Raw genomic sequence first — 17,025 nt, 5'->3', positions numbered from 1 at the left:
CGGGACTTTAAGTAACGAGGGGAACCGAAGTCATAGCGATGCGAGTTCTTGGTTTGGATCCTGGGTTGCGCAACACCGGCTGGGGCGTGATTGAGGCGGACGGCAACCACCTGCGTCATCTTGGCAACGGGGTGGTGGTGTCCGACGCGAAGGCCGATCTGGCGGAGCGTTTGCTGCAGCTTCATCGCGGCATTGCCGAGGTGGTGGAAAGTTATGCGCCGGACTTTGCGGCGGTCGAGGTGACCCTGGCGAACAAGAACCCTTCGTCGACCCTGAAGCTTGGGATGGCACGGGGTATCGCGCTTTTAACCCCGGCGCTTGCCGGCCTGCCGGTGGCCGAATACCTGCCGATGATTGTGAAGAAGGCGGTGGTGGGCACCGGCCATGCCGACAAGAAACAGGTCGAGATGATGGTCGGCCGCCTGTTGCCGGGCTGCGCCATCGCGGCCCCCGATGCCGCGGACGCCCTGGCGGTTGCGATCTGTCACAGCCACCATCATGCCACCGGCCGGCGCTGGGCCGCGGGCAGCGAGGATCCGCTGAAGACGGCCCCGCGTGCGGCTTCAGGCCCGGGCCGGGCGGTTTCGGGAGGTTCGCTGTGATCGGCAAGCTTACCGGCGTCATCGATTCGAGCGGCGACGATTGGACGATCATCGACGTCGGCGGGGTCGGTTACCTGGTATTCTGCTCCGGCCGCACGCTGGGGCTGCTGCCGCCGCCGGGCGGCGCGGCCAGCCTGTGGATCGAAACCCACGTGCGCGAGGATCACATCAACCTCTTCGGCTTCGCCGATCCGGCGGAGCGGGACTGGTATCGCCTGCTGAACGGGGTTCAGGGGGTGGGCGCCAAGATGGCGCTGGCCATTCTCTCGGTCCTGCCGCCGGCCGAGCTGGTGCAGGCGATTGCCGCACAGGACAAGGCGGCTTTGGCGCGGGCCAGCGGTGTCGGCCCCAAGCTGGCCGGGCGCATCGCCCTGGAATTGAAAGATAAGGCCGGCGGCATTGCTCTCGGACCGGTTGCCCTTGCCAATGGCGGCGCCGGTTCGGCGGTCGGTGTCTCGGAAGACGCGGTCTCCGCCCTGGTCAATCTCGGCTATCGCCGGGCCGAGGCCTTTTCCGCCGTCGCCAAGGCGATGGGCGACCTGGGCGCCGAGGCACCGGTTGAGGCCCTGATCAAGGCCGGCCTGAAGGAGCTGGCCCAGTGAAGGAGCGGGCGCAGTGATTGACGGTTCGGCCAGCGATGGGCGCGTCGTGACGCCGGACTTCCGCGAGGAAGACAGCGGCGACATCAGCCTGCGGCCGGCCCAGCTCGACGACTTTGTCGGTCAGCGCGCGGTGCGCGAGAACCTGCGGGTTTTCGTGCAGGCGGCGCGCGGGCGCGGCGATGCGCTGGACCATGTGCTGTTCTTCGGTCCGCCGGGGCTCGGCAAGACCACCCTGGCGCAGATCGTCGCGCGGGAAATGGCGGTCGGTTTTCGTGCTACCTCCGGGCCGGTGATCGCCAAGGCCGGCGACCTGGCCGCGATACTCACCAACCTGCAGCCCCATGACGTGCTCTTCATCGATGAGATTCACCGCCTTTCCCCGGCGGTGGAGGAGGTGCTCTATCCGGCGATGGAGGACTTCCACCTCGATCTCATCATCGGCGAGGGGCCGGCCGCGCGCTCGGTCAGGATCGATCTGCCGCCTTTCACATTGGTCGGCGCCACCACCCGTTCCGGCCTTATCACCACGCCCCTGCGTGAGCGCTTCGGCATTCCGCTGCGCCTGCAGTTCTACGAGCCGGAGGAGCTGCAGCAGATCGTCAGCCGTGGCGCGCGGGTCCTGAAGATGAACCTCACCGATGACGGCGCGGCCGAGATTGCGCGACGCGCAAGGGGGACGCCGCGGGTTGCGGGCCGCCTGCTGCGCCGGGTGCGGGACTTTGCCGCGGTGGCGGGGGTCGAGGTGATCGCCGCGCTCCAGGCCGACGGTGCCCTGCGCCGGCTGGATGTCGACGAGCGCGGCCTGGATGCCATGGACCGGCGCTACATGCGCTGCATCGCCGAAAACTATGGCGGCGGTCCGGTCGGGGTCGAGACGATGGCCGCCGCCCTCTCGGAACAGCGCGATGTGCTGGAAGAGGTGATCGAGCCCTATCTGATCCAGCAGGGTCTGGTCCAGCGCACCCCGCGCGGGCGGATGCTATCGCGCGGCGGCTTTACCTATCTGGGCCTCGACGTGCCGCGCAGCCTGGAGCAATTGGACATGTTGGGCGGCAATCCGGACAGCGCCAGCCCTGACGGGCTTCCCGGTGATAAAACCGGGGAGGGGGCCGCTTGACCGCACTGTCCGGCAGGATGGTGGATGGCGAGCATCGCTATCCACTGCGGGTTTTTTACGAGGACACCGACGCGGGTGGGATCGTCTATCACGCCCGCTATCTGAATTTTGCCGAACGCGCCCGCACCGAGGTGCTGCGTCTGGCCGGGATTCAGCAGACCGAGCTGCGCGCGCGTTACGGCGTGGTCTTTGCTTTGCGCAGCTGCAGCGTCGATTTTCGCCGCCCGGCCGTGCTCGACGACCTGGTCGAGGTGCGCTCGCGCTTCACCAGTCTGAAGGGCGCCAAGCTGACGGCGGCGCAATCGATCTGGCGTGGTAACGAAGAACTTACGCGCATTGATGTAGAGGTTGCTTCGGTTCGCGACGACGGGCGACCGACACGTATCCCGGCGACGGTTCGCGTCGCCTTGGAGCCTTATTTGCAGTCTATGGAGCAGGGGTAAGCCATGGAACAGGATGCCATAAATTCTCTGGTTCTCGAGGGTTCGGTGGATCCGACCTTATCGGTCTGGGGGCTTTTCCTGGAAGCGGACATCATCGTGCAGGCGGTGATGGTCATGTTGTTGCTGGCTTCCTTTTGGAGCTGGGCGATCATCTTTGAGAAGGTTTTCCGGATGCGCCGCCTGAAAGAGCGCGCAGCGCAGTTTGAAGAGGCTTTCTGGTCCGGCGGGTCGCTTGACGACCTCTATGACCGCCTGGACAACCGGCCGCCCGATCCGATGGCATCGGTCTTTGTCTCGGCGATGCGCGAATGGCGCCGTTCCTCGGCGCGCGGCATCTCAGGCGGTGCCGAGATCAAGGCCAGCCTGCAGCAGCGCATCGAGCGGGTCATGGAAATCGCCCTGGGCCGTGAGATGGAACGCCTGGAGCGCCACATGACCTTTCTGGCCTCGGTCGGCTCGGCGGCGCCGTTTATCGGTCTCTTCGGCACGGTCTGGGGCATCATGAACGCCTTTACTTCGATCGCGGCGGCCAAGAACACCTCTCTGGCGGTGGTGGCGCCGGGCATCGCCGAGGCGCTTTTCGCGACCGCGCTCGGCCTCGTTGCGGCGATTCCCGCAGTGATCGGCTACAACAAGCTGTCGAACGATCTCGGCCGTTACGCCGGCCGCCTGGAGGCTTTTGCCGGCGAGTTCGGGGCGATCCTGTCGCGCAAGCTGGACGAGAAGGGCTAGGGCGATGGCGGCAACCCTGATCCAGCCCCGCCGTGGCCGTGGGCGCGGCGGGCCCCGCTACACGCCGTTGAGCGAGATCAACGTGACGCCTTTTGTCGACGTGATGCTGGTTCTGCTCATTGTGTTCATGGTCACCGCGCCGCTGCTGACCGTCGGCGTTCCCGTCGATCTGCCCAAGACCCAGGCACAATCGATCGCCGACCCGGATGAACCGCTGGTCATCTCCGTCAATTCAGAAGGTACGGTCTACATTCAGGATTCCCCGGTGGAGCTTGGGCAACTGGTGCCACGCCTGAGGGCGATTACCGAAAGCAAGCCCGACACCCGTATTTTCGTGCGTGGCGACCGGGCCATTGCCTACGGGCGGATCATGCAGGTCATGGGAACCGTCAACGCGGCGGGCTTTCGCCGGGTTTCCCTGATTGCCGAGCTGCCCAAAGGCGATGAGGTGCCCCTGCCGGCAGGCGGTGGTGAGGCGGCGCCTGACGGCAGCCAGGATTCCACAGGTAACTAGCGTCCAGATCATGAGGGTTCGGGACAGGCAGGTTCGGCGTAGGCATGGGTAAGGCGACCATCTTTTCAGCACTTCTGCACCTGGCGGTAATCGTCGCCTTGGTGGTCGGGCTGCCTGTGTTTCGCGAGCCTCTGCCTGATTTCGAAGCGATTCCGGTGCAACTGGTATCCCTGCCCGAAGAGGCGGTCCAGGTGGACCAGGAGGTTGAGCCGGAACCGGAGCCCGAGCCGGAGCCGCCGGAAGCCCCCGAGGTCGCGCCTGAACCCGAGCCGGAGATCGCCGAGGCACCGGAACCGGAACCGATCCCCGAGCCGGAGCCAATCCCCGAACCGGAACCCGAACCCGAGCCGGAACCGATTCCCGAGCCGGAGCCTGAGCCCGAACCGGAGCCGGAACCAGAGCCTGAACCCGAGCCTGAGCCTGAGCCTGAACCTGAACCCGAGGCGAAGCTGCCGCCAAAGCCGCTGCGCAAGCCGCAGATCGAGATCGCCGAACGGCAGCAGGAACCGGTCGAAGAACCGGCGAAACCTGAGGACAAGATAAGCTCGATCCTGAAGAATGTTGAGAAGCTCAGGGAGCAGACGCCAAAGCGCGTGGAGCAGACAGCCAAGGCGCCGACGCCGGCGCCGCAGGCCAGGGTGTCGGCGGTACAGCGGGTTCAGCTTGAGAACTCGATCAGGGGACAGGTTGAACGCTGCTGGAGCCCGGACGCCGGCGCTCTGCAGGCCGAGGATCTGATCGTCGAGCTGATCGTCAATCTGGCGCCCGACGGCCGTGTGGTGGGGCAGCCCAAGGTGGTCGACCTCAGGCGCATGGGCCGTGACGCCTATTTCCGTACCGCCGCGGAAGCGGCGATCAGGGCCATTCTCCGGTGCAGCCCCTTCGAGTTGCCCGTCAACCAGTATTCCGAGTGGAAGCAGATGAATTTGACCTTCAACCCGAGAGAGATGTTTGGATCATGATGTCGATGCAGCGCTTCAAATCCCGCACCGCCGGGCGAGCCCGCCGTCTTTCTTTATGTGCTCTGACAGCCGTCCTGGCGGCTTTTTCGGTCGGGGTGATCGCCGGCGCAGGCCCGGCGCAGGCCCAATTGAAGGTCGATATCACCCGGGGCTTCGTCGAACCGCTGCCGATCGCGATCACCGATTTCTTCGGTGAGATTCCCGACGAGCAGAAGCTGGGCGGCGATATCGCCGGCGTGATCGCCGCCAATCTGGAGCGCAGCGGACTGTTCCGCCCGGTCGATAAAGGCGCCTTCATTCAGGATGCCCAAAGCCTGCGCAGCGGACCGCGCTATGGCGATTGGCGACTGATCAATGCCCAGGCGCTGGCCGCCGGCAACGTCCAGCTCCAGGGCGATGGGCGGATGCGCGTCCAGTTCCGCCTTTGGGATGTGTTTTCGGAAGCCCAGATGACCGGGCTGCAGTACACCACGACGCCGGCCAACTGGCGCAACATCGCCCACCGTATTTCCGACCAGATCTATCAAAGGCTGACCGGCGAAAGCGGCTACTTCACTACGCAGATCGTCTATGTCGCCGAACAGGGGCCGCAGAACCGCCGCATCAAGCGTCTCGCCATCATGGATCAGGATGGCGAGAACCACCGCTTCCTGACCAGCGGCAATGAGACCGTACTGACACCGCGCTTCTCGCCCTCGACGCGGGAGATCACCTATCTGGCCTTCCAGAAAATCGGCGGGCGCGAGGTCCCCCGGGTCTATCTGTTCAATCTGGACACCGGACAGCAGGAGGTCCTGGGCGAGTTTCCGGGCATGACCTTTGCCCCGCGATTCTCGACCGAAGGCAATTCAGTCACCCTCTCCATGGCCAAGGACGGCAATACCGAGGTCTATGCCATCGATCTCAGGACCCGCCGCCAGCAGCGCCTGACCAATCATCCGGGCATCGACACCTCGCCGTCCTATTCGCCGGATTCGAGTCAAATTGTCTTCAATTCCGACCGCGGCGGGCGGCCTCAACTTTATGTGATGGACAGCGATGGAAGTAATGTGCGCCGGATCAGTCGTGGTAAGGGCAGTTACTATACGCCGGTCTGGTCGCCGCGCGGCGACCTCGTCGCCTTCACGCGCCAGCATGCAGGGGAGTTTTACATTGGAATCATGCGCGCCGACGGCAGCGGCGAACGGATGTTGGTGCGCGATTACAACGTCGAAGCACCGACCTGGGCGCCGAACGGCCGGGTGCTTTCCTATTTCCGCACCACCCGTGCGGATTCGCAGGGCCGCATCACTAGTAAGATCTTTACGATTGATCTGACAGGGTTCAATGAACGCGAGCTTGTGACGCCTCTGGACGGCTCTGATCCGGCTTGGTCCCCCTTGATTCCCTAGGGGGGCGTCGGTATAGTCCGTTAACCATTTTCGGCCTTTACGCGCCGTCGTTGGGGGGGCATATCAAGCAGACACGACCTGTGAAGTCACCGGTGGCAGGTCGGTCTCAATCCATAAAATCCGGGGATGTGTTTGAGAGGGCAGACTATGCGCTTTTCCTTGGTTACGACCTTTGCTGCGGCGATGTTGCTTGCTGCATGTTCAACGCCGTCTGAAGAGGCTTCGACCACGTCGGGCAGCGGCTCATCTGGTTCCACAACATCGAGCTCTACGGATGCGGGTACCTCGCAATCCGGCCTTCCTGGGCCGGCTGCCGGTACACAGGAAGAGCTGACGGTGGAAGTCGGCGACCGTGTTTTCTTCGACTTCGACCAGTACAACATCCGTGCCGACCAGCGTGGCACGGTCGAAGCTCTGGCGGCCTGGCTCGATTCCAATCCGGGGGCTACCCTGACCTTGGAGGGGCATGCCGATGAGCGCGGCACGCGCGAGTACAACTTGGCCCTCGGCGAACGGCGGGCCAATTCCGTGCGCGACTACCTGATCGCCCTGGGCAGCAACCCCGGCCGTCTGAGCGTCGTCAGCTTCGGTGAGGAGCGTCCGGCGGTGCTGGGCTCCAACGACTCCGCCTGGGCGCAGAACCGCCGCAGCGCTTTTGTGGTCAACTAAGACCAGGACTGCACTGGACAGGGGCCTCCGGATCCCGGAAGCCCCGGCATTTCAAGCCTGTGCATTTCGAGGAGGCCCCCTTCGGCTCTGCGGGTTGCCGCTGACGCCGGAAGGGGCCTTTTCACATCTGTGCCTCTTCCCAAAGAGTCCGGACCAAACGAATCCGGGCTACAGGGATCCCGGCCAGTTGGATTCGGAGGCGGCCATCGGCTCGGGGCGCCGCAGCCTATAATCTGCGCCATAATAATGACATGAAGCCCTGGCAAAGAGATGCGCTCCCAAAGTATAGAACGCTAAAGAGCTTTCAGAGGATGAAGCGATGATCACCGCGAATCCCTTGGTGCCCAAGACCGATTTAAGGCCGGCCACCCGATCATGGATCGGCCGGATCTTGGCGACGGTGCTGCTGTGCGGCCTCGGCCTGCAGCCGGCCGCGGCACAGTCGGTCGACGACCGGATCGAGCGCCTGCAGCGCGAACTTTCCGACCTGCAGCGGCAGGTCTACGGCGGCGACGCCGGTGCCGCGGCGGCTTCGTCCGGCGGATCGGCCGGCCTTTCATCGACCCAGGCGGCACGCATCGAACTGCGCCTCAATCAGTTTGAGTCGGAGCTGCGAACCCTGACCGGTCAGGTCGAGGAAATGCGGTTTGAAACGGAAAGCGTCAGCAGCCGGATGGACCGCCTGGTTGCCGATGTGGACCTGCGCCTGCAGCAGCTCGAACAAGGTGGCGTTGCCGGCGGCCCCTCCGCGTCGCTTGCCGATACCGGCAATCCCGGTGCGCCGGCGGCCTCCCAGGGTTTAGCCCAGGGCGCAACCCAGGGCGCAACCCAGGGCGCCCCCGGGACGGCTTCGAGCAGCGCGACGCCGCAGACCCTCGGCAGGATTGCCGAGACCGATCTGCAGAACTTCAAGCGTCAGCAGGCCAACGTGCCGCCCGATGCTTCGGCGGCGGCAGGTTCCCCCGCCGCTGCTGCCCCTGTTGCCGCCCTGCCGGGCAACACCCCGCGTGAGCAGTACGATCATGCTTTCGGGCTGCTGCGCCAGGCCAACTACCAGGGGGCCGAGCAGGCGCTTTCCGCGTTTCTGGTGCAACACCCCGATGATGCGCTGGCAGGCAATGCGAAGTACTGGTTGGGGGAAACCTACTATGTGCGCGGTGACTATCAGTCCGCAGCGGTGACCTTTGCCGAAGGCTTCGAGGCCTATCCCGATAATCCCAAAGCCCCGGACAACCTGCTGAAACTGGGTATGTCGTTGGCTTCTCTCGGCAGCAAGGCGGACGCCTGCGGGACTTTCGAGGTGCTTCAGGAGCGCTACGCCGATGCCTCGGCGACGATTATTCAGCGGGCGCGTCAGGAAGCCCAGCGCAACGGCTGCTGAAGTCGGGCCCTGCTGAAGGACCCGGCGCAACGGTCTGATGAGAGGCCTGTCATGACCGCAATCACAGCCGGTCAGTTTGCCGTCCTGATGGACAGCCTGGGGCCGTTTGAACCAAGCCCGCGGATCGCCGTCGCCCTTTCCGGCGGGGCGGACAGCCTGGCGCTGACGCTTTTGCTGCAGGACTGGCTGGCCGCACGAGACGGGAAACTGTTGGCGCTGACCGTCGATCACGGTCTGCGCCAAGGCTCCGCCGCCGAAGCCGCGAAGGTCGCCGCCCTGATGCGCCGGCTCGGCATCGCACAGAAGGTTTTGCGCTGGGACGGGGTGAAGCCCACAGCCTCGCGCCAGGCGGCGGCGCGTGACGCCCGCTACGCACTGCTCAGCCGGGCTTGTGAGGCGCGCGGAATTTTTCATCTGGCACTCGCCCATCACCTGGAAGATCAGGCGGAGACCTTTCTGCTGCGCCTTGGGCGCGGCAGCGGCCTCGACGGGCTTGCGGCCATGGCGCCGGTGGTGGAAAACGCGAACCTGCGTCTGCTGCGCCCCCTGCTGACAGTGCCCAAGGAACAGCTTGTTGAAAGCCTTCGGACCCACGAGCTTGGCTGGATCGAAGATCCCAGCAATACAAACGAGGTTTTTGCGCGGGTGCGTATGCGCCGTCTGCTGCCCGAGCTGGCGCGCGAGGGCATGTCCGCCGACCGTCTTGGTTCCGCCACGCAGCATCTGGCGCGGGCGCGGGCAGCCCTGGAAGTCGACGTCGCGGCCGTCCTGGCCCGGGCGGCGCGGCCCGATCCGGCCGGTTTCCTGGAAGTCCACCCGGCGATGCTGGCGGACTGCGCCAAGGAGGTTTCGCTGCGTGCCCTGGCCCGCTGCCTGATGGCCGTGGGGGGCAGCGACTATACGCCGCGCCTCGACCGTCTCGAGCGGCTCCACAGCCGGCTGCGCAGCGGCCTCGGCAAGGGGGCGACGCTCGGGGGCTGCCGTATTCTGGCGCGCGGATCGCAGTGGCTTATCGTCCGCGAGGCCGGCCGCTCCGCGCCGGCACCGCTGGAGCCGGGGATAAAGCTGCTTTGGGACGGCCGCTTCGAGCTTGTCCTGGGCCGTCAGCGGCAAAAAGACTGCGATCCCCTTGCTGTCGGGGCCCTGGGGACGGCCGGTTGGCGTCAGCTGGCGGCCGGGCTTTCTGATGCCGCGAGGCGGCTTGCCGGCCGGATTCCGGCGGCTGCCAGGGCGGCTCTGCCGGCGCTGAGCGACCGGGAAGGGCTGGCAGCGGTTCCACCCCTGGGCTATTTTCGCGACGAATCGGCGGCCAAGAGGTTGAACTTATGTCGTTTTGCACCCACAAATGGGTTAACCGGCGCCGCATTTACGGTTGTTTAGAGCGCCGCGGGCATTATCTTTAGAAATCAGGCAGTCAATCGCGATGCCGGGGCTTTTTGTGTGCCCCTAGCGTCTAACAGGGAAGTTGATCGTGAATCTCAGTCGGAATGCGGCACTGTGGATCATCATTGTTCTACTGTTGTTCCTCTTGTTCAATTTCTTCCAGACCTCGATGAGCGGACGCCCGCAGACGGAGATCCCTTATTCTGAGTTTCTGGGCTATGTGGAGAGTGGACAGGTCAGCAGTGTGACCATCCAGGGCAGCGACATCTCCGGTGTCTATACCAGCTCGAACGGCGGCGGCACCTTCGTGACGCGCGCGACCGACGATCTGGACGGCTTGGTCGGCACCCTGAAGGCCGGTGGCGTTACCTTCGATGTGAAGCCGGTGGAGAGCAACAACACGCTCTTCATGCTGCTGCTGAACTGGTTCCCGATGCTGCTGCTGATCGGTGTGTGGATTTTCTTCATGCGCCAGATGCAGGGCGGCGGCGGCAAGGCCATGGGCTTCGGCAAGAGCAAGGCCCGCCTGCTGACCGAGAAGGTCGGCCGCATCACCTTCGACGACGTGGCCGGCATCGATGAGGCCAAGCAGGAACTGGAAGAGGTTGTGGAATTCCTGCGTGACCCGCAGAAGTTCCAGCGCCTGGGTGGCAAGATCCCCAAGGGCTGCCTGCTGATCGGCCCGCCGGGTACCGGTAAGACGCTTTTGGCTCGCGCCATCGCTGGCGAGGCCAACGTGCCCTTCTTCACCATCTCCGGTTCCGACTTCGTCGAGATGTTCGTCGGCGTCGGCGCCAGCCGCGTGCGCGACATGTTCGAACAGGGCAAAAAGAATGCGCCCTGCATCATCTTCGTTGACGAAATCGACGCTGTCGGCCGCCATCGCGGTGCCGGCCTGGGCGGCGGCAACGACGAGCGCGAGCAGACCCTGAACCAGTTGCTGGTCGAGATGGATGGTTTCGAGGCCAATGAAGGCGTCATTCTGATCGCCGCCACCAACCGGCCGGACGTTCTGGATCCGGCGCTGCTGCGGCCCGGTCGCTTCGACCGCCAGGTGGTGGTGCCGAACCCGGACATCCTGGGCCGTGAAAAGATCCTCAAGGTTCACATGCGCAAAGTGCCGCTGGGCCCGGACGTGGAAGCCAAGGTCATTGCACGCGGCACGCCGGGCTTCTCCGGCGCCGATCTGGCCAACCTGGTGAACGAGGCCGCTTTGCTGGCCGCCCGCGCCAACAAGCGCGTGGTCACCATGGTGGACTTCGAGAACGCCAAGGACAAGGTCATGATGGGGGCGGAGCGCCGCTCCATGGTCATGAGCGAAGAGGAAAAGGAGATGACCGCCTATCACGAGGCCGGTCACGCCCTTGTCGGCATGTTCGTGCCGGGCAACGACCCGCTGCACAAGGTGACGATCATCCCGCGTGGCCGGGCGCTGGGTGTCACCATGAACCTGCCTGAATCGGATCGCTACAGCCTGAAGTTCAAGGAGATCGTCGCGAAACTGGCGATGATGTTCGGCGGCCGCATGGCTGAAGAGCTGATCTATGGCATGGAAGACGTCTCGACCGGCGCCAGCAACGATATCCAGCAGGCCACCAATATGGCCCGCCGCATGGTGACCGAGTGGGGCATGAGCGATAAGCTCGGCCGCCTGCGTTATGTGGATAATCAGGAGGAAGTCTTCCTCGGCCACTCCGTCTCGCGCAGCCAGACCATCTCCGGTGCCACGGCGAAGCTGATCGACGAGGAGATCCGCCGCATCATCGAGGAAGCCGAGGCGAAAGCGCGCCAGGTGCTGACCGATCATATGGACGACCTGCACGCGGTGACCAAGGCGCTGCTGGAATACGAGACGCTGAGCGGCGATGAAGTGCAGACCATCATCGATGGCGGGAATATCGACAGGGGCGATCAGAGCGATCAGGGCTCTTCGGGCCGCCGCTCCTCAGTGCCCACCAGCGGCAAGGCGGCCAAGGACCCGGGTGGGGACACGCCCGGCGGCATGGAGCCGGAGCCCCAACCCGGCGGCTAACGCCTGAAGCAGACAGACGGAAGTGCGAAAACAGGGCCTGCTGCACCAAGGGGTGCGAGGCCCTGTTTTCATTTTCGCTCAGGATTATTTCGCCGGGGGCTGCATGGTCTTTGGACTGCTTGGCCTTTCCAATCCGGTGGCCGCACGGATATAAGCAATCCCTATGACAAGCACTTCACCAGGAAGGCTTAGCCTTCGCCCGCTCGGCCTGCGCGGCCCGGCCGAGTGCGAGGCTTCGGAAGATCCGCTGCAGCCCCTGGCCGGCGGTCCGCTGGCGTTCAGTCATTGCGAGGCGATTTGGCGCGCTGCCGGTGAGTCCCGGCGCTCTGTCCTGCCGCTAGCGGCGGTTGTGTCCTGGGCGGAGCAGCAGGCGGCCGGTCAGGGCGCGCTCGCCACAGAGATTCTGGAGCGGCTCGGGCGTCCGCGCGGGCCGCTCGGCGGGATGGATCTCGATCAGCCCCGCATCATGGGTATCGTCAACGTAACGCCTGATTCCTTCTCCGACGGTGGTGACCGTTTTGATCCCGACGTTGCGGTTCGTGACGGGCTGGCAATGCTGGCGGCGGGCGCTGACATCCTGGATGTCGGCGGCGAATCGACCCGCCCGGGCGCCGATGCGGTCAGTCTTGAGGATGAGAGGGCCCGCGTGCTGCCGGTGATCGAGGCCCTGGCCGCCGCCGGCGCCTGCGTCTCCGTCGATACCCGTCATGCTGCGGTCATGCAGGAGGCGGTGCAGGCCGGCGCCCGGATCATCAACGATGTCACCGCCCTGAGCGGCGATCCGGAGAGCCTGGCCGCGGCTGCGGAGGCCGGGGTTCCGGTGGTGCTGATGCATATGCAAGGGCAGCCGCAGACCATGCAGCGCGATCCGCACTACGACCACGTCGCCCTCGAGATCTACGACTATCTGGCGGAGCGGCTGGACGCCTGTGCGGCGGCGGGCATTGCTGCAGAGCGCCTGGTCGTCGACCCCGGTATCGGTTTCGGCAAGACCCTGACCCACAATCTGCAGGTTCTTGAGCAGATTGCCGTGTTCCAGGGGCTTGGCTGCCCGGTGCTGCTGGGCGCCAGCCGCAAAAGTTTCATTGCCCGGCTGTCGCAGGGCGAAGGCCCGAAGGAACGCCTGCCCGGTTCGCTTGCCGCGATCCTCTTTGCCCTGCAGCGCGGTGTCCAGATCCTTCGGGTCCACGATGTGGCGGAAACCATCCAGGCGGTCGCTGTCTGGCAGGCCATGACCCGGGCCCCCAGCGGATTTCTCGCAGCGGACAGCAGCCCCCGCCCTCTGTTATAGTAAGGCGTTTGGGCGCCTGGGTTTCGTGTCGGGCGAAAGCCTGACCCGCCAAAAGGAAACACAATGTCTCGTAAGCTTTTTGGAACCGATGGTATTCGCGGCACCGCCAATCGGGAGCCGGTGACCGCAGAAACGGTCCTGGCCGTTGCCAAGGCGGCGGGCCGGGAGTTCCTGCGCGGCGACCATCGACATACCGTGGTGATCGGCAAGGATACCCGCCTTTCGGGCTATCTGCTGGAGCCGGCGCTGACCGCTGGCTTCATCTCGGTGGGCATGGACGTGGTCTTGCTGGGGCCGATGCCGACGCCGGCGGTGGGCATGCTGACCCGTTCGTTGCGCGCCGACCTGGGGGTCATGATCTCCGCCTCCCACAACCCTTATCAGGACAACGGTATCAAGCTCTTCGGCCCGGATGGCTTCAAGCTCTCCGACGAAGTGGAAAAGGCGATCGAGGCGCGTGTCGACAATGGCGGGGCGGAGCTGGCGCCCGCCCATCAGCTTGGCCGCGCGGAGCGGTTGGACGGTGCTCTGGGCCGCTACATCGAATTCGTGAAGAGCAGCTTTCCGCGCGGGCTACGGCTCGACGGCATGAAGGTTGTCGTCGACTGCGCCAACGGCGCGGCTTACCGCGTGGCCCCCAAGGTTCTCTATGAGCTTGGCGCCGAGGTGGTGCCGGTTGGCGTCTACCCCGACGGATTCAATATCAATCAGCGCTGCGGCGCGACCGAGCCCCTGCGCATGCAGGAGGCGGTGGTGACCCACGGTGCCGATTTCGGCATTGCCCTGGACGGCGATGCGGACCGGGCTATCCTGGCCGATGAAAAAGGTAATGTGGTCGACGGCGATCAGGTGATGGCCCTGGTCGCGCGCTCCTGGCAGCAGTCCGGCCGGCTTGCCGGCGGTGCCGTCGTTGCAACGGTCATGTCCAACCTGGCGCTGGAGCGCTATCTGGCCACACTCGGCCTCGATCTCATTCGCACGCCGGTCGGTGACCGCTATGTTGTCGAGCGCATGCGCGACGGCGGCTACAACGTCGGCGGCGAACAGTCCGGCCATATCGTTCTCAGCGACTTTGCGACCACCGGCGACGGCCTGATTGCAGCCCTCCAGATCCTGGCGGTGGTGGTGCAGTCCGAGCGCCCGGCCTCTGAAGTCACCCGGCTCTTTCAGCCCTATCCGCAGCTGCTGCGCAACGTCCGCTTCAACGGTGGGGCACCCTTGGAAGACGGGGCCGTGCAGGCGGCAATCCGTGCCGGGGAGGACCGGCTTGGCACCGCCGGCCGCCTGGTCATCCGCAAGTCCGGCACCGAACCGCTGATCCGGGTCATGGCAGAGGGTGAGGATGAGGGGTTGGTCGGTCAAGTGGTCGGCGATATCTGCGAAACCATTGAACAGCAAGCCGGCACCCACGGCGCGGACTGAGCGCCGGCCAACCTTTAGCAGTATCGAAAAATCACTGTGACGCTTCGGCTTCCGGCGCATCCGCGAAGGGCAGTGTCAGGCAGGCGTCGGGTGCCGTAGCGGACAGGCTCAGCACAAATCGTTTCAGATTTTCCGGAGAACCTGAAGCGAGCAGGGAGTCTGTTTGGGTCCCTTTATCCGCCCGCGCAGGGGCGCCTTCAGGAATCTCGACGCTCTGGTGTTCCATAAAATCGCAAAACACCAGGTGATGATCGTCCTTTGTCATCATCACGAGTTCCCAGGCTGAGTCTTCTTTCGATTGCCTTTGGTGAATCAGAAAGTCGTCAGAAACAACATGGACCCGGGGGTTTGAAAGAATGTCCGCTCTCAGTTCTCTTGTCTGCTTGGTGTCGGGGATATCTTCCACGTGTTGGCGGATGAACTGTCCGAATTCGGTATCCGCCATCCTGACCATTTCACCCTGGATGGGCGGCGGCTCGACAAACCTGTAGCAGCCGGAAAGGGTGAGCGCTCCGATCAGCAGCACGACCGGCTGGTTGAGGGTTTTCAGCATGGATCCGGTTTTGACCTTTCAGGTGCAGCCCTGCTTCTTCTTCATTGCGGGCGCCATCTGGCGGCTGCCTGCAAGGAAGGACCTTTTACTGCGTCGTGGGCCGTCTCGAAAGGGTTCAAGTGCGCTTTTCCAAAGAAGCCCAGCAGGCTCGAAAAGCAAATTTGAAAGAAGGAAGGTGCGGCGGCTTCCGGCTGTGCTTCAGACCATGCTGCTGAAGGCGTAAGAGGGGCCTTCGCGCAACTGCCCGGCGAGGATTTTCAGGCCGCGGCGCAGCGTGTCGTCATCGCGTGGCGGCCCGAAGCAGACCCGCACCGCATGGATGCTGTCACGCCGTCCCACCTGAAACACATCGCCGGGGGTGACCAGTACTCCGCGGCGCTCCGCCTCAGCGACGAATTCGTTGGAGCGCCAGGGGTCGGGCAGGTTGAGCCAGAGGAAGTTGGCACCCGGATCGCATTCGAAATCCCAACCGTCGAAGGCTTCCAGGGCCAGGCGGCGTCGTTCGGCGGCGGCGCGCCGCCGTCCCGCGGCAACCTTTGCAGCCACACCACTGCGTATCAGTTCGGCGGCGATCTCTGCGGTCAACGGGCAGGCCATCCAGCAGGTGGCATTGATGGCCTGGCTCAGCCGGGCCTGGATGTCGTCGGGGGAGACCACGAAACCGATGCGCAAACCAGCCGATATGGTTTTGGAGATGCCGACGATGTAGTGGCCCAGCTCAGGCGCATGGGCGGAGACCGGGGCCGGCCGGTCGTCGACGAGAAAGCCGAAGACGTCATCTTCGACAATTGCCACGTTGTAGCGCTGGGCGACGGCTGCAAGGGCGCGGCGGCGTTCGTCGGGGATGGTGACGCTGGTCGGATTATGCAGTGTCGGGCAGAGATAGATCGCCTTTACGTCATGCGCGCGGCAGGCATCTTCGAAAGCATCGGGCAGGGGGCCGTCACGGTCGCGCGCCAGGCCGTCGAGGCGCAGTCCCAGCAGCCGCGCCAGGCTGAGCATACCCGGATAGGTCAGGCAATCGGCGACGATGTGATCGCCAGGCCGGGTGACCGCGGCCAGGACCACCAGCATGCCGTGATGCGCGCCGGCGGTGATGGTCACCTGATCGGCCGTGACCTCAAATCCATTCTGCGTAATCCACTCGGCCCCGGCCTGGCGGTGTTCGGCCAGGCCGCGCTGTGGCTGATATCCCAGCATCTCCATCGCTCGCGGGTCCGCCGCACAGCGCGCCATCACCTCGGCTATGGCGCTTTCCTCCGGGCAGGGGATGGGAAAGGAGGAGCGCATCGGGATCATGCCCGCCGGGGCGTCGTTCCAACGATGCAGGTGCTCGTTGCTGGCCGGCGCATTCACGAAAGTACCGCGGCCGACCTCGCCTGACGTCAGGCCCCGGCGCTCCGCCTCGGCATAGGCGCGGCTGACCGTTCCCACCGTCACCCCCAGATGCCAGGCCAAATCACGGTGGGTCGGCAGGCGGTCACCCGGTTTCAGGCGCCCTCCGGTTATGTCGCCGGCCAGGGCATCGGCGATGGCGATGTAGCGCGGCCCGGCGGCCTCAGCGATCTGCGGGGTCCATTTTGTCATGATGACAATAATACAATTGACCTGCCTACACGGCAACAACTAAGACAATTCGGAGGGTTATAATGGACACAATAAGGCTAGATAGGAGGATTGAATGCATACAATATCAAAGCCTCCTGTCCCCCTTGGTAGGCTGGACAGGAGAGAAAGCCCAATACGACGTCGTTTCGGGGCGTTGCCGGGCGTCTGGCTGCTGGGCATTCTGGACTTGCTGGCAACCTGGCAGGAGCGCAGCAGCGATCGCAGCAGGCTGGCCGGGATGGATGACCGGCAGTTGGGGGATATCGCCTTAAGCCGCGCCGACCTTGAACCGGAAATCCGCAAGCCCTTCTGGCGGGCCTGAA

The 17,025-nt window shown here is 64.6% G+C and carries 17 protein-coding genes; 15 read left to right on the top strand and 2 right to left on the bottom strand.

Going from position 1 to position 17,025, the window contains the following annotated elements:
* The first annotated feature begins 38 nt into the window (after window positions 1-38).
* From ruvC to glmM, 14 genes are all read left to right on the top strand, one after another.
* Window positions 39-602 carry a crossover junction endodeoxyribonuclease RuvC gene (ruvC, locus tag HBA54_RS18025; protein WP_167227160.1) on the top strand — a complete coding sequence of 188 codons (564 nt, stop codon included), beginning with the start codon at window positions 39-41 and terminating at the stop codon, window positions 600-602.
* Window positions 599-1,204: a Holliday junction branch migration protein RuvA gene (gene ruvA, locus HBA54_RS18020; protein ID WP_167227158.1), complete on the top strand. Its 606-nt coding sequence runs from the start codon at window positions 599-601 to the stop codon at window positions 1,202-1,204. Before ruvC ends, ruvA begins: the two co-directional genes overlap by 4 nt.
* A 13-nt stretch (window positions 1,205-1,217) precedes the next feature.
* Window positions 1,218-2,321, top strand: coding sequence for a Holliday junction branch migration DNA helicase RuvB (ruvB, locus tag HBA54_RS18015; protein WP_437126217.1), 1,104 nt, complete (start codon window positions 1,218-1,220; stop codon window positions 2,319-2,321).
* On the top strand, window positions 2,318-2,764 hold the full coding sequence (ybgC, locus tag HBA54_RS18010; RefSeq protein ID WP_240932750.1) for a tol-pal system-associated acyl-CoA thioesterase: 447 nt from the start codon (window positions 2,318-2,320) through the stop codon (window positions 2,762-2,764). The genes ruvB and ybgC overlap by 4 nt, the downstream gene beginning before the upstream one ends.
* A gap of 3 nt (window positions 2,765-2,767) precedes the next feature.
* Window positions 2,768-3,496 carry a protein TolQ gene (tolQ, locus tag HBA54_RS18005; RefSeq protein ID WP_167227156.1) on the top strand — a complete coding sequence of 243 codons (729 nt, stop codon included), beginning with the start codon at window positions 2,768-2,770 and terminating at the stop codon, window positions 3,494-3,496.
* 4 nt (window positions 3,497-3,500) lie between these two features.
* Window positions 3,501-4,010 carry a protein TolR gene (gene tolR / locus HBA54_RS18000; RefSeq protein ID WP_167227154.1) on the top strand — a complete coding sequence of 170 codons (510 nt, stop codon included), beginning with the start codon at window positions 3,501-3,503 and terminating at the stop codon, window positions 4,008-4,010.
* A 44-nt stretch (window positions 4,011-4,054) separates the two neighbouring features.
* The gene (tolA, locus tag HBA54_RS28760; RefSeq protein ID WP_205944737.1) at window positions 4,055-4,972 is read left to right on the top strand and encodes a cell envelope integrity protein TolA; all 918 of its coding nucleotides are present in this window, start codon (window positions 4,055-4,057) and stop codon (window positions 4,970-4,972) included.
* Between the two features lie 5 nt (window positions 4,973-4,977).
* Window positions 4,978-6,363: a Tol-Pal system beta propeller repeat protein TolB gene (tolB, locus tag HBA54_RS17985; RefSeq protein ID WP_437126220.1), complete on the top strand. Its 1,386-nt coding sequence runs from the start codon at window positions 4,978-4,980 to the stop codon at window positions 6,361-6,363.
* Between the two features lie 336 nt (window positions 6,364-6,699).
* Window positions 6,700-7,032: a peptidoglycan-associated lipoprotein Pal gene (gene pal / locus HBA54_RS17980; RefSeq protein ID WP_322096066.1), complete on the top strand. Its 333-nt coding sequence runs from the start codon at window positions 6,700-6,702 to the stop codon at window positions 7,030-7,032.
* 319 nt (window positions 7,033-7,351) lie between these two features.
* A complete protein-coding gene (gene ybgF, locus HBA54_RS17975; RefSeq protein ID WP_167227147.1) occupies window positions 7,352-8,413 on the top strand; it encodes a tol-pal system protein YbgF in 1,062 nt (353 codons plus the stop codon).
* A gap of 51 nt (window positions 8,414-8,464) precedes the next feature.
* Window positions 8,465-9,793: a tRNA lysidine(34) synthetase TilS gene (gene tilS / locus HBA54_RS17970; protein WP_167227145.1), complete on the top strand. Its 1,329-nt coding sequence runs from the start codon at window positions 8,465-8,467 to the stop codon at window positions 9,791-9,793.
* A gap of 91 nt (window positions 9,794-9,884) precedes the next feature.
* Window positions 9,885-11,828, top strand: a complete 1,944-nt coding sequence (ftsH, locus tag HBA54_RS17965) for an ATP-dependent zinc metalloprotease FtsH (protein ID WP_167227143.1) — start codon at window positions 9,885-9,887, stop codon at window positions 11,826-11,828.
* 163 nt (window positions 11,829-11,991) lie between these two features.
* On the top strand, window positions 11,992-13,119 hold the full coding sequence (gene folP, locus HBA54_RS17960; protein WP_167227141.1) for a dihydropteroate synthase: 1,128 nt from the start codon (window positions 11,992-11,994) through the stop codon (window positions 13,117-13,119).
* Window positions 13,120-13,182: 63 nt separating this feature from the next.
* Window positions 13,183-14,541 (top strand): phosphoglucosamine mutase, encoded by a 1,359-nt coding sequence (glmM, locus tag HBA54_RS17955; RefSeq protein ID WP_167227139.1) that lies wholly within the window; start codon window positions 13,183-13,185, stop codon window positions 14,539-14,541.
* A 31-nt stretch (window positions 14,542-14,572) separates the two neighbouring features.
* Here glmM and HBA54_RS17950 read toward each other — a convergent pair whose 3' ends face one another.
* Entirely contained in the window at window positions 14,573-15,094 is a 522-nt protein-coding gene (locus HBA54_RS17950) for a hypothetical protein (RefSeq protein ID WP_167227137.1), read from the bottom strand.
* Window positions 15,095-15,292: 198 nt separating this feature from the next.
* Window positions 15,293-16,681 carry an aminotransferase-like domain-containing protein gene (locus tag HBA54_RS17945; RefSeq protein ID WP_167227135.1) on the bottom strand — a complete coding sequence of 463 codons (1,389 nt, stop codon included), beginning with the start codon at window positions 16,679-16,681 and terminating at the stop codon, window positions 15,293-15,295.
* A 94-nt stretch (window positions 16,682-16,775) separates the two neighbouring features.
* Here HBA54_RS17945 and HBA54_RS17940 point away from each other — a divergent pair, with 94 nt between their 5' ends.
* Window positions 16,776-17,024 (top strand): DUF1127 domain-containing protein, encoded by a 249-nt coding sequence (locus tag HBA54_RS17940; protein ID WP_167227133.1) that lies wholly within the window; start codon window positions 16,776-16,778, stop codon window positions 17,022-17,024.
* The last annotated feature ends 1 nt before the right edge of the window (window position 17,025 follow it).

Origin of the sequence: Pelagibius litoralis (assembly GCF_011683915.1) — a bacterium.
Classification (GTDB): domain Bacteria; phylum Pseudomonadota; class Alphaproteobacteria; order Kiloniellales; family Kiloniellaceae; genus Pelagibius; species Pelagibius litoralis.
The sequence above is the reverse complement of the archived record's forward strand: the minus strand, read 5'-3'. Positions and strand labels throughout refer to the sequence as shown.